Origin of the sequence: Acinetobacter sp. NyZ410, from assembly GCF_022828975.1 — a bacterium.
In the GTDB taxonomy this organism is placed as follows: Bacteria; Pseudomonadota; Gammaproteobacteria; order Pseudomonadales; family Moraxellaceae; genus Acinetobacter; species Acinetobacter guillouiae.
Map to the genome: position 1 here is coordinate 664,834 of NZ_CP094620.1, position 13,193 is coordinate 678,026.

Consider the following 13,193-nt stretch of genomic DNA (forward strand, 5'->3'; position numbering starts at 1 on the left):
ACCCAGTCATTAAATAACCTAGCCGTTAAATAATGAGTTGTGAATCTACAATCTTGCCCGTTTTCCCTAACCAAAATGGACGGTTGACTTCACCATGACCAAACCAGTCACATTGGTAAAGTGGGATGAGCAGTGGATCGAGATGTTCTTTCACAATCTCAACAATACTTTGCGGGACATTTTTTTGTGGGCATTGATAAAAATCACCCAAGACCAAAGCCTTTAAGTTTGAAGTATCAATACTTTGTAGGAGTTGAGTCAATGAACGTTCAATTCGATAATAGGGTTCGCCTACATCTTCAATCAGTAAAACACTCGGCTGATTTAGTTTTAAGGCAGACGGTGTGCCTTGTAAAGTACACAGTACTGTAAGATTTCCGCCTAAGATTTTAACATCTTCAATGTGCTGATCTTGAGCAAAACCATTTGCGCTGGATAAGGGATAATGATCATGTTGGTTTATATCCGCAGATAACAGGCTGATGGTTTTTAAAGCATCATACGACAGGGGGCTATTGTCTAAATTTTTAACGGCAATTTCCTGAAATACAGGCGCATGTAAAGATTGTCCATGATGCATCGCGATATAGTTTAATAACACGGTGGTATCTGAATAGCCAATAATGGGTTTATTCAAAATCCACTCACCTAAAAATGGCAATAACATTGCAGCGCCGGTACCACCACGGCCACACCAAATTGCATCAATGTTTGGATCTAAACATGCTTGTTTTAAATCTTGAATACGTTGTTCAACTGTACCTGCCAAATAGCGATGTTGTGAAAATACATGTTCACCTAAACTGACTGTATGACCTAACTGTTCCAAATGCGACTGTGCCAACTGGATATTTTCAACATCTACACAGGCACTCGGCGATACAATTTTAAAATGCATATTCCTTCCAAGCTTCCGCACAATTTAGTGTGCAAGTTTCTTTTTAGACAAAGTAATCATCATGACACCGATGATATTCAGTAAACAACCAAACCATTGTATCGCATTCATATGCTCACCGAGCAAAGCCACAGCCAAAATAATGGTTAGGATCGGGCCAATCGAACCAATCATAGCTGCTTGAGCAGCACCTAAACGAGAAATACTTTGCGCGACCAAAATCGTCGGTAAAACCGTCACCAATAAGCCTAAGGCGATACCATACCAAATGACTTGTGTCGGAAGTTGAGTAAGCAGTTGAATCGGCTGGGGTGTTGCAATGATAAAATGGGTTAGCGTACCAAAACATGCAATGCTTAATGCCAAACCAGTGTAATTCCATGAACCAAATTTTTGAATTAAACGTGGGGTCATGAGTAAGTACGTCGCAAAACAGACCGCACTGGCAAAGACTAAACTCACGCCTAGCCAGAAATTTCCTTCATGCGGTACTGTGCTTTGCTCTTGTAGCATCACAATCACTGTACCACCATAGCTTAATGCAATCGCTAGTATGGTTCTAAAGTTGAGTTTTTGCTTATAAATAAAGCTTGTGGCAATCACTGTCAGTGTTGGATAGAGAAATAAAATAATACGTTCTAACGAAGCACTGATATACATCAGACCAGCGAAGTCGAGCCAACTTGAAAGATAATAGCCCATCAAACCTGCAGCAACCAATAAGGCCCAGTCTTTTTCTGTCATATTTTTATTATGATGGCGATTGAACCAACACAGTAAAAGGAAAAAGGGGAAGGCACTTGCCATTCGCAATGCCATAAGCACGGTGCTGTCAACCAATGGTGATAATGCGTAAGCCTGTTTAATAAAAATAGCTTTGGTACTAAATAAGAAAGCCGCACCAAGTGCGAAAATCGAACCGAGTTGGGTACTGGATAAAGAAAGTTTCATGAATTTGACTGCATTGACGATGTCGCTATACGACATGTAAATTTGAACAAGCAGTATAAATGTTGTTTTCAATCTGTGGAAATACAAAAAAAGAATGAATTGACGCAATAAAAGGAATATAAAACACACTTGCTTACTTCTTTTTGTGTGGATTTAAGTAGCATTTAAATAGATTGAAATAAAAATTGTATAAAAATCAACCTTGAAATCCTTGTTTATAAACTGCTCAAATTCAATATGCTATTTTTTGCACAAAAAAGGTGCAACATCGTAATGGTTGGTTCAAGCTGTTCGAGTATTATTAACTGACAAAATGGCAAATAAAAAAAAACTAAAATTTTTTGTAATTGCTTTAGACTTAGTTCTAGGGTAATTCTAATGGTTATTCCAAGTACTTTTTTTTATTAATGAAATTAAAAAATGTAATAAAAACCGACTTACATTTTTGACGGAAAAAATGATAGAAAAGGCCAATATAAGCTGATAAAAAAACCATGTAATTTGTCAGAAAGGTCAATAGGGATGTTGGTTTTTGTGCTAAATCTATTGTTTTATGGAGTATTTAAACAGCAAGCTGGAATGCTTAAAAGTGAATCATACTGCTGTAAATGCCAATCAGTAGGGTAGGGTGAGCAGCCTAAAATATGCTAATAAGCTTAAAAAAACATCGTTTTTAAAAATTGGAGACAGGATATGTCAAAAAAACTGAGCAGGATAATACGAGAAAAATACAATAAATTGAATATAGGGTATGTCGCACAATTATATTTATGAATCATCAGTTCAAAATATGGGTATTTATTAAATAAATATTGGGTGGTATTTTAAAAAAGTTCAATTAGAATCCAAAAATTCATAACAACGCATCTGGGGGAAACATCGGGTTATTTACGATGTTTACTTGAAGAAAAATTAGCTTGAGGAACGCTCATGCAGATTGGAATCCCAAAAGAATCTGTCGTCGGTGAAAACCGCGTAGCCGCTACGCCAGAGACAGTAAAAAAGTTGATTAGTGCTGGTCATAGTATTGTCATTGAACGAGGCGCTGGTAAAAAAGCGGCTTATATTGACAGTGCTTATGAACAAGTCGGCGCTAAAATTACAGATGATGCCTATACAGGTAGTCAAATTATTTTGAAAGTTCGTGCACCACAAGGTGAGGAAATTCAAAAGCTTGCCGCTGGAACAGCTGTGGTAGCAATGTTTGACCCATACCGTAATACTGAACTTGACCAATTTGCGTCACAACAAGTGTCTGCATTTGCGTTAGAGCTTTTGCCACGAACACTGTCTCGTGCGCAAAATATGGATGTATTGTCTTCTCAAGCCAACCTTGCAGGTTATAAGTCGGTGTTATTGGCCGCTGCGGAATATCAACGTATGTTCCCAATGCTGATGACTGCTGCAGGTACTGTGAAACCCGCTCGTATCGTGATTATGGGTGTGGGTGTCGCAGGTCTTCAAGCCATTGCAACTGCAAAACGCTTAGGCGCAGTTGTTGAAGCAACAGATTTACGTCCAACTGCACGTGACCAAGTCGAATCACTTGGTGGTAAGTGGTTAGATGTACCGATGTCTGATGAAGAAAAACAAAAAGCTGCCGATGCCGCTAAAAATGGTTATGGCTGGATGCCAGGCGAGCAATATATTCAAGACCAAGCCATCATCGTAGATAAAGCCGTGTCAAATGCAGACATCGTGATTACTACTGCGTTGTTGCCAGGTCGTGATGCACCTCGCTTAATCAAAGCTGAAACTGTTGCCAAAATGAAACCGGGTTCAATCATTCTAGATATGGCGGTTGAATCAGGCGGCAATGTTGAAGGTTCTAAGAATGGTGAAAATGTTGTCACTGACAATGGCGTGACGATTTTAGGTATTCCAAATATTCCTTCTACAGTATCGACAGAAGCTTCGGCACTGTATGCACGTAATGTTTTCAATTTCGTAGAAACTTTGTTTGATCAAGAGAAAAACTTTGCCATCAATCAACAAGACGAAATTCAAAAAGCACTTCTAGTAACTCATGGCGGTCAAGTACTGCTGAAGCGTGGTTAAGGAGAGTCATCATGGTTGAAACTATTACTATTTTCGTCTTAGCCATCTTTGTTGGTTACTACGTGGTTTGGGGTGTCACACCTGCATTGCATACGCCGTTAATGGCAGTAACCAATGCATTGTCCTCAATTATCGTTGTGGGTGCGATGATACAAACAGTTGGAATTCCTGGTGTTGTAGATGCAAGTGTACAATTCCAGTCCGTGAATGTTGTTAGTGTACTTGGTGCAATTGCAGTGTTCTTGGCAAGTATTAACATTTTTGGTGGCTTCGCAGTGACTGCACGTATGCTTGAAATGTTTAAGCCAAAACAAAAGAAAAAAGAGGGCTAATCTATGGAATTTATTCGAGAATATGCGGATTGGTTCTACCTTGTAGGTGCTGTCCTTTTCATCTTAACCTTACGTGGTCTTTCAGGCCCTAAAACTGCGATTGCTGGTAACCGTTACGGTATGATCGCTATGGCGATTGCGGTAATCACTACATTCTTTGTCGCAGATCATCCTGTTGTATGGATGATTGGTGGTGCAATGGTGTTGGGTGCAATTGTCGGTATTGCACGTGCACGTACAGTTCCAATGACACAAATGCCAGAAACAGTGGCGTTGATGCACTCACTTGTTGGTTTGGCTGCGGTATTAATTGCAATTGCTGCAATTTTACATAATAACCAACTGACTGCTTTGTTTGCACAAAACGAATCTGCTTTAACCGCTGCTGGTGTACAGCATGCGCATATGAGTAAAGTTCATTTATTTGAATTATTCGTCGGTTGCTTCGTTGGTGCGATTACCTTTACTGCATCTGTATTTGCTTATGGTAAGTTAGCTGCAAAGAAATGGGCAAAAACCATTTCAGGTGCTTGGGTTAAACCCGTTCAAGCGATCATTTTTCTGGCTATGCTGGCGTGTGGTGTGTATTTCTTTACCACAGGCAATATGCAAGCATTCTGGGCGATGACTGCACTGGCATTGGCATTTGGTTGGGTTTGGATTGCACCAGTCGGTGGCGGTGATATGCCAGTGGTGGTTTCACTACTGAACTCATTCTCTGGTTGGGCTGCGGCAGGTATTGGTTTCACACTTGAAAACAACATGCTAATTGTAGCGGGTTCTCTGGTGGGTTCATCAGGTGCAATTCTGTCTTACATCATGTGTAAAGCAATGAACCGTTCAATCATCAATGTATTGTTTGGTGGTGCGATGGGTGGTACGGCTGTAGCATCGGTTGATAAAGGTGAGCAAGTTCAACGTAATTACCGTTCCGGTTCTGCGGATGATGCGGGCTTCTTGATGTCAAATGCAGACAGCGTTGTGATTGTACCGGGTTATGGTATGGCGCAAGGTCGTGCACAAAACGCAGTGAAAGAATTGTGTGAAATCTTAAAAGAGCAAGGTGTAACAGTTCGTTTTGCAATCCATCCAGTTGCAGGTCGTATGCCTGGTCATATGAATGTATTGTTGGCGGAAGCTGATGTTGCATATGAAGACATCTTGGAAATGGACGAGATCAACTCTGATTTCCCGGCGACTGATGTTGTATTGGTGATTGGTGCGAATGACGTTGTTAACCCAGCGGCTAAAGATGATCCAAGCTCACCAATTTATGGCATGCCGATTCTTGAAGCACATAAAGCACGTACCATTATGGTAATCAAGCGCTCTATGGCAACAGGTTATGCAGGTTTAGACAATGACTTATTCTACAATGACAAAACCATGATGATCTTTGGTGATGCTAAGAAAGTTGTTGAAGAGATGACAAAAGCAATCAATGGTGGTGGGCACTAAGCCGCTATCGGATTAAATCCACCCCAAGCCTCCTTTGATAAAGGAGGGAGCCTAACCGCCTTCGGGCGGTTTTTTATTTAAGCAATTTTAATGCTATGATTTTAATAAAATTGACTGAATAAAAAAATGATGAATCAACCATTTAAAATAATCTGTAACAGCTTGGGCATCTATCTGGCATTTTCCTTGTCTATAACGCATGCACAAGTTTTTGAAATTCAAGATGGCTCGAAACACTATGATGCCGTAATTGATATTGCATGTGAAAAAGATGAATGTGGGGCTAAGGCTGAAGTAAAACTATTAAAAAAGGGCAGTAAAGCGGTATTTCAAGCATTTCACTCTGATGAACTGACCATGTATTTGGATGAAAAGTTTAAACCGAGTGTTAATGTTATACAGCTTTATGGCGAACAAAGTCCTTTGATTTTTGATGATTTTAACTTCGATGGAACAGAAGACCTCGCGATTAGAAACGGCAATTATGGTTCTTATGGCGGTCCGGTGTATGACATTTATGTATTTAATCAAAGCAAGAATAAATTTGTTTTAAGTCAGGAACTGTCTGCACTCACTCAAGAAAATTTAGGTATGTTCGAGCTAGACAAAAAGCGCAAACGTATCATCACCTTTAATAAAAGTGGCTGTTGCTACCATATTCGTTCTGAGTATCAAGTTGTGCCTAGAAAAGGTTTATTGCTGGTTCGAGAGTTTATTGAGGATGCAACATCACCACAAGGTGATCAAGTTGAAGTCACAGATCGCAATCTGGTCAATGGAAAATGGAAGGAAAAGACCAAGTATTATCCAACTGCAAAATATTATGCTCAGTAGTCACAATTTACCTCGTATACCTATTCTGTATTGATATCGCTATATGATGTAAATCAACAGATGCTGAATTGTAGGGCAGAGTAAGGTCTTATGAATAGAACAACTTCTTTTACGGTGTGATGTTAAATTTTTAAGCATAAAAAAGCCCATCCAAAGATGAGCTTTTTCAATTAAAACTGAAACTTAGTGAGGAATATGCTCTTCATCTTCAAATTCAGGTTTAACTTGTACGATAAAGTCTTGACGGTTAAGACCACGCCACAATGCAAATGCAGTACCGATATAGATTGAAGAATACGTACCTACAAATACACCAATAAACATCGCAACTGAGAACCAGTGTAGACCGTCACCACCCAAGAACATCATTGCAAGTACAACCAGCAATAATGTCATCGAGGTATGAATGGTACGTTTTAAGGTTTCAGTTAAGGCAATATTCACAATTTCTAACGGTGTCGCGCCACGAATCTTACGGAAGTTTTCACGGATACGATCCGATACAACAATGTTATCGTTTAACGAGAAGCCGATTAAGGCAAGAATAGCCGCTAAAACAGTAAGGTCAAATGGCCATTGCATCATTGCAAAAATACCAATCGTTACGATCACATCGTGCAGTAATGAAAGCACTGCACCAACTGCAAGTTTAAACTCGAAGCGAATGGTCACGTAGATCAGCATAAGTAGCATTGCAAGCGCTACAGCACCTGCAGAACGTAAATATAGCTCATTACCAACTTGACCACCGACAGAGTCAACCTTATGAACAACAGCAGTGTTATTTGGCAGTTGAACCGCTTTGGTGATGGTATTGCTTAAGTCTTCAACTTTAAGGTCTTGCGCAGGCATACGTACAATTAAGTCTTTGTTTGAACCTAATGTTTGTACAACTGCATCTTTAAAGCCGGCTTTATCCAAATTCGAAATCACGTCTGCTGGTTTTGCTGCATATTGATAGTTCAATTCTGCAGAAACACCACCAGTAAAATCTAAACCAAGATTTAAGCCTTTGGTGGCAATAAAGAAGATACTTGCAATGGTCAAAAGGATTGAGATGATTGCCGCTGGTTTGGCAATCTTCATGAAATTAATTACATGCTCATCATCTGGGCGACCATATTTCTTTTTCGGTTGAGTCACATCAGTCATCTTCGATCTCCTATATGCTCAACTTATTCAAGTTACGTTTTCTGCCATATACCAATTGGACAATTGCACGTGTTACTGTAATTGCAGTAAACATTGAGCAAATAATACCAATCATCAGCGTTACAGCGAAGCCTTTGATCGGACCTGTACCAATCGCAAACAGAATAAATGCAACCAAGAATGTGGTTAAGTTTGAGTCGAGAATGGTGTTATAGGCTCGATCATAACCGGCAATAATGGCCTGTTTGGGCGAGGCCCCCCAGCGCATTTCTTCTCGTATTCGCTCACAGATCAGTACGTTGGCATCGACCGCCATACCAATGGTGATTACGATACCGGCAATACCTGGTAAGGTCAGTGAAGCCCCGATCCAAGACATAATGGTGAGAAGCATTGCTAAGTTAATCACTAATGCTACATCAGCAATTAAACCAAATAGACGGAAGAACACGATCATCCAGATTGCAACAAGCAGGAAGCCAACTTGCGTTGATAATACGCCTTTGTCGATGTTCTCTTGCCCCAAACTTGGACCAACAACTCGTTCTTCTACAAAGTACATTGGTGCAGCTAAAGCACCAGCACGTAACATCAATGCAAGTTCAGCCGCTTCTTGAGGAGAATCTAAACCAGTAATACGGAAAGATGAACCTAAAACCGCTTGAATATTTGCAGCATTGATTACCACAGATTCAGTATATGGGGTACGAACTTCTGTCATTGCACCTGTAACTGGATCAGCAACAGAGGTGATTTTTTGTTTATTTTCAATAAACAAAACCGCCATGCGTTTGCCAACAGCAGTACGGGTTGCATCTGACATCAACTTACCACCAGCAGTATCTAAAGTAATATTTACTTCAGCACCACCGCTATCTTGGCTAAAACCACTTGATGCATTTTGTACACGTTCACCCGTAAGGATACGGCTGCGATTTAATAACAGTTCACGACCACTGTCCAAAGATTCGTAAGCAAAAACTTCAGTACCTGGCGGTAAAGGTTGACCATTATATTTACCTGTGAAACGGTCAATATATTGATCATTTAAATCAGACACTAAACGGAATTCAAGGTTTGCAGTACGCCCCAAGACACGTTTAGCTTCGGCAGTATCTTGTACACCAGGCAATTCAACCACAATACGGTTGCTACCTTGGCTTTGTACCAATGCTTCAGCCACACCTAACTCATTAATACGGTTACGTAAAGTCGTTAAGTTTTGGTTAAGTGCATAAGATTGAATATCTTGCTTGGTCGCATCGTTATAAGTCAACTTAAGCGTAGAACCTGTATCCGTTGCTAAAGCTTGTTGATTGAACTTATTCCCATCACGACGTAAAAAGTCCATTACCGCTGCACGGTCATCATTATTTGCAAACTGAATCGTAATGGTATTGTTGTTCAATGAAAGACTATTAAATTTAATCTTATTGTCACGGAACTCACGACGTAAGTCTGTTGCTGAGGTTTCCATACGTTGTGCAATAGCTTTGTCCATATCTACTTCAAGTAAGAAATGAACACCACCACGTAAGTCCAAACCAAGCTTCATTGGCTTAGCGCCAATTTTTTGCAACCACTCAGGTGTGGTTGGTGCAAGGTTTAATGCAACGGTATAGTTCTCACCCAAACCTTTGCTGAGGACATCTTTTGCTTTTAACTGTGCTTCAGACGTATTTAAACGCAGAAGGGCAGCATTGTTGGTGAAGGTATTATCATGACTGCTAATATTTTCACTTTTTAAAATTTGCTCTGCTTTTTGTATGACAGACTGATCAATTGTGGTACCAGCCTTGGCACCAGAAATTTGAACAGCAGGTTCGTCAGGATACAAACTCGGCAGCGCATATAATGTACTGATCACTAGTACCACTAGAATCAATATATATTTCCATGCAGGGTAACGCATTCGCTTTCTTCTTAAAATGAAAAAGTCGTGCTAAGTGCACGACCGTTTTATGATTAAAGGTTATTTAATGTGCCTTCAGGGAGTACTGAAATAACACTTGCACGTTGAACTTTGACTTCATTTCCTTTGCTTAATTCAACCACTGCAAAGTCGCCATCAATTTTTAGGATACGACCCATTAAGCCGCCTGCAAAGACAATTTCACTGCCAACACCTAAGCTTTCGATTAAAGTACGGTGTTCTTTTGCACGTTTTGCTTGAGGACGCCAGATGAGAAAATAAAAGATTGCAACAAATACTACAATCATCAATATGTTTGCCATCATGCCTGGGCCTTGTGCAGGCGCTGCTGCAGCGTGAGCAGAAGAAATAAATAAGCTCATTCTAATTTCCTAATGTTAAAAATTATCTGCCATTTTCATGGCTTTTAAATTGACTTGTTCAGCAATTTACCTTGTCTTGGGTTTCAGCGCAAATACTGTTGAATTAATCTTCAATTCAACTTTATATTGGGGCATTAGTCAGCAGGACAAGGAGGAACTTCTAAACCGCGACGTTGATAGAAATCAGTCACGTATTCGTCAAAAGTTCCCTGATCTAAAGCATCACGAATATCTTGGGTAAAACGTTGGTAATAACGTAAATTGTGGATCGTGCCCAACATTGAACCGAGCATTTCACCGCATTTTTCTAAATGGAATAAATAGGCACGAGTGAAGTTGGTACAGGTGTAACAGTCACAATGTGGATCCAGTGGACTTTGATCATGACGATATTGGCTGTTACGAATCCGAACCAAACCATCGGTAACAAAATAATGACCATTACGTGCATTACGAGTTGGCATGACACAGTCGAACATATCGACACCGCGACGAATTGCTTCAACGATATCTTCTGGTTTACCCACACCCATCAAATAACGTGGTTTATCTTCTGGCATTTTTGCAGGCAGATAATCCAAAACTTTGATCATTTCTTCTTTGGGTTCACCGACAGATAAACCACCAATCGCAAAGCCATCAAAATCAATTTCTTTAAGACCGTTTAAAGACTCTTCACGAAGGTCTTCATACATGCCGCCTTGAATGATTCCAAACAATGCGTTTCTATTTTTTAAAACATCGTGATGTTGTGTTTTACAACGCTTCGCCCAACGTAATGACAGTTGAAGCGATTTCTGTGCTTCTTCATGGGTTGCTGGGTATGGCGTACATTCATCAAAAATCATCACAATATCTGAGTTCAATGTATGTTGAATATCCATTGAAATTTCAGGAGATAAAAAGACTTTTGAACCATCAATAGGTGAGCGGAAAGTCACCCCTTCCTCTTTGATTTTACGCATAGCACCCAGACTGAAGACTTGGAAGCCGCCTGAATCAGTAAGAATCGGTTTGCCCCATTTCATAAACTCATGCAAACCGCCGTGTTCACGGATAACATCTAGTCCAGGACGTAAATAAAGATGGAAGGTATTGCCTAAAATAATTTGTGCTTTGATGTCTTCGATATCGCGTGGCAACATGCCTTTAACTGTGCCATAAGTTCCCACAGGCATGAACACAGGTGTTTCAATCACACCATGTTCTAAAGTTAAACGACCACGACGAGCACGCCCCGACTGACCTAATTTTTCAAACTTCATAAATAACCTAAATCTGGCGAAAAAACAGTTCGCTGATTGATAATTGCAAAAGGGGGCTATTTTCCCTGATTTTATGGTCGAATACCAGTCATGTTGTTTTTCATAATGTTAAATTTAAAATTATTGATTTAGCGCCTTGAAGAGCAATAGGTTGATAGGAGAATCATTTTTTTATCGTTGAATAATTATTGTTTGAATATCAAGGTATTATTTTTATGCAGCTCAAAAGCGAATAGTGGTTCGCTTTTGAGCTTAGATTTGGACAAGATAGAAAATTAGTCTTTTGCTTTACGACCGATAATGATCAAGGCGATAACTCCCAGAATCATGATGAATATTCCATAATGATTCCAAAAATTACGTTGCATTTTATTTTCTTGGTATTCAGGGTTTTTACTTAAGGTTGAAATGACATCATCAGGTAATTCATAAAACGTATCTGGTTCTGCATCAGTCATACCGACCAAGGTGCAGTCCCATGTTTTGACATCTGCCCATAAGATTCCAAAGTGACTACATTTATAGCCTACGCTTAAACTTTTAAGATCTTCATATTGACTTAACAGCTCTTGTGGAAATGGGCCAACCTTAAACATTTCATCGCCTGTATTGAAAACTAACAGGCCTTTCGCTTGAGCAGGGGCTTGCCAAAGAAAACACAGACATAACATCATGAATAATTTTTTTAACATTTGATTTACTCCAATCTTTAGATTGTCTTTTTATTAAGTTGATCATTTTAAGTTGATCGTTTTGTTCTAAAAATAGTCATTTTTTAGCGGTCTGAAAATATCAGAAAATCATCAAAATGTCATTTTTTATGTTGAAAATAAACAGGATTATGACTGAATTTTTTATTCAAATTTCCACATGGTGATTTAGGTGATATGTTCCGAGGCAAATATACTCAATCACCATAATCGATTCCTGTTCATGGCTTAAAAGCTGATCCAAAAAAATTATTGAATTTATCAAACTGATTTAGCACTTGTTCAACCTTGGCAATCCGTTGTTCTAAACTTCCTGTTAAAGCAATGTATGGAATCCGACGTTGTTTGAGATCCGCAATAATTTGCTGATGAAAAATAGCTCTTTTTTGTGGGCCGCTACGATCCCAAGTGTCGTCATAAGCAATATCATCTTCACACAAGAAAAATAAGTCATAGCGTTGTGCATTTTCGAGTGCAAGTTGTTTGAGATGTTCTGGTAATCGTCCATGATAATCCATACAAAACATCGCTGTGGTTATCGCGTTGGTATCTACAAATAAATAACGGTTTGCATCTAAAGTGGCCTGATCTTCGTAGGCGATATGACGATCTGCAATAATGTTGAAATCCTCAAAACCGATACGACGATCAATTTGGTGAGTTTCCCAATATTCACGTCCATATTCTGGGGCAAAAGTTGTTGCATACTTTTTCGCAAGTGCTTCAACCAAGGTAGACTTGCCTGTAGACATGGCACCGACAAAGACGACTTTGCTAATTAAATCTGCATAGACACAGTTGGGAATAAATTTTCGATTTTGAAAGGCATTTGCTCGAATCATTGTAGCGGAGATCGGCACCTGTAAACGTGACTCATCCACTCTACGATCAATTGCATTGAGTGCTGTGCTGACATGCTCACCATAAAATTCACTACTATAAAAATGCGAAATTTTCACACCATTGAGCTTTTGAATGATGTAATTTTCTTGTTCTATTTCAAACGCCCGATCATTGGAATAACCCTCAGGCCCATCCCATGCTTCAATTACATGAATTTGAGGAAATAAATCACGGATCCATTGGGCGCGAATGTTTAAGGGGATGCTTGTAATTGAACTTTGATAGATCAATACATACAGCTCATCTACCTCTTGTAATGCTGTTTCAAATATATGCATATGACCTGCATGTAAGGGTGCATATTTACCGAGTGTCAGTCCGATTTTTTTCATAGTTT

Annotated in this window: 12 protein-coding genes; 4 read left to right on the top strand and 8 right to left on the bottom strand. The window is 39.5% G+C overall.

Translation table 11 applies throughout. The features are described 5' to 3' along the window. Positions 1–25: 25 nt before the first annotated feature. Positions 26–898 (bottom strand): LD-carboxypeptidase, encoded by an 873-nt coding sequence (locus MTO68_RS03165; protein WP_244014980.1) that lies wholly within the window; start codon positions 896–898, stop codon positions 26–28. Positions 899–922: 24 nt separating this feature from the next. Then, entirely contained in the window at positions 923–1,849 is a 927-nt protein-coding gene (locus MTO68_RS03170; protein WP_244014982.1) for a DMT family transporter, read from the bottom strand. Between the two features lie 930 nt (positions 1,850–2,779). Here MTO68_RS03170 and MTO68_RS03175 point away from each other — a divergent pair. The 4 genes from MTO68_RS03175 (at position 2,780) to MTO68_RS03190 (ending at position 6,531) form a co-directional block, all read left to right on the top strand. Beyond that, complete coding sequence (locus MTO68_RS03175) at positions 2,780–3,907, top strand: Re/Si-specific NAD(P)(+) transhydrogenase subunit alpha (RefSeq protein WP_004723168.1); 1,128 nt, start codon at positions 2,780–2,782, stop codon at positions 3,905–3,907. Between the two features lie 11 nt (positions 3,908–3,918). Beyond that, entirely contained in the window at positions 3,919–4,239 is a 321-nt protein-coding gene (locus tag MTO68_RS03180; protein ID WP_004723166.1) for a proton-translocating transhydrogenase family protein, read from the top strand. A 3-nt stretch (positions 4,240–4,242) separates the two neighbouring features. Then, positions 4,243–5,697, top strand: a complete 1,455-nt coding sequence (locus tag MTO68_RS03185; protein ID WP_151801647.1) for an NAD(P)(+) transhydrogenase (Re/Si-specific) subunit beta — start codon at positions 4,243–4,245, stop codon at positions 5,695–5,697. A gap of 126 nt (positions 5,698–5,823) precedes the next feature. Then, on the top strand, positions 5,824–6,531 hold the full coding sequence (locus MTO68_RS03190) for an FG-GAP repeat protein (RefSeq protein WP_244014983.1): 708 nt from the start codon (positions 5,824–5,826) through the stop codon (positions 6,529–6,531). A gap of 183 nt (positions 6,532–6,714) precedes the next feature. Here the strand turns inward: MTO68_RS03190 and secF are convergent, their stop codons facing one another. The 6 genes from secF to MTO68_RS03220 all read right to left on the bottom strand — a co-directional run bounded on the left by secF (position 6,715) and on the right by MTO68_RS03220 (position 13,188). Further along, positions 6,715–7,683, bottom strand: a complete 969-nt coding sequence (gene secF / locus MTO68_RS03195) for a protein translocase subunit SecF (protein WP_004723159.1) — start codon at positions 7,681–7,683, stop codon at positions 6,715–6,717. A gap of 10 nt (positions 7,684–7,693) precedes the next feature. Continuing rightward, positions 7,694–9,595 (bottom strand): protein translocase subunit SecD, encoded by a 1,902-nt coding sequence (secD, locus tag MTO68_RS03200; RefSeq protein WP_004723158.1) that lies wholly within the window; start codon positions 9,593–9,595, stop codon positions 7,694–7,696. Positions 9,596–9,648: 53 nt separating this feature from the next. Further along, positions 9,649–9,978 (bottom strand): preprotein translocase subunit YajC, encoded by a 330-nt coding sequence (yajC, locus tag MTO68_RS03205; RefSeq protein ID WP_004723156.1) that lies wholly within the window; start codon positions 9,976–9,978, stop codon positions 9,649–9,651. A 134-nt stretch (positions 9,979–10,112) separates the two neighbouring features. Further along, the gene (tgt, locus tag MTO68_RS03210) at positions 10,113–11,243 is read right to left on the bottom strand and encodes a tRNA guanosine(34) transglycosylase Tgt (RefSeq protein ID WP_004723155.1); all 1,131 of its coding nucleotides are present in this window, start codon (positions 11,241–11,243) and stop codon (positions 10,113–10,115) included. 275 nt (positions 11,244–11,518) lie between these two features. After that, entirely contained in the window at positions 11,519–11,935 is a 417-nt protein-coding gene (locus MTO68_RS03215; RefSeq protein WP_244014985.1) for a hypothetical protein, read from the bottom strand. Between the two features lie 239 nt (positions 11,936–12,174). Next, the gene (locus MTO68_RS03220; protein ID WP_244014987.1) at positions 12,175–13,188 is read right to left on the bottom strand and encodes an AAA family ATPase; all 1,014 of its coding nucleotides are present in this window, start codon (positions 13,186–13,188) and stop codon (positions 12,175–12,177) included. Positions 13,189–13,193: the final 5 nt, after the last annotated feature.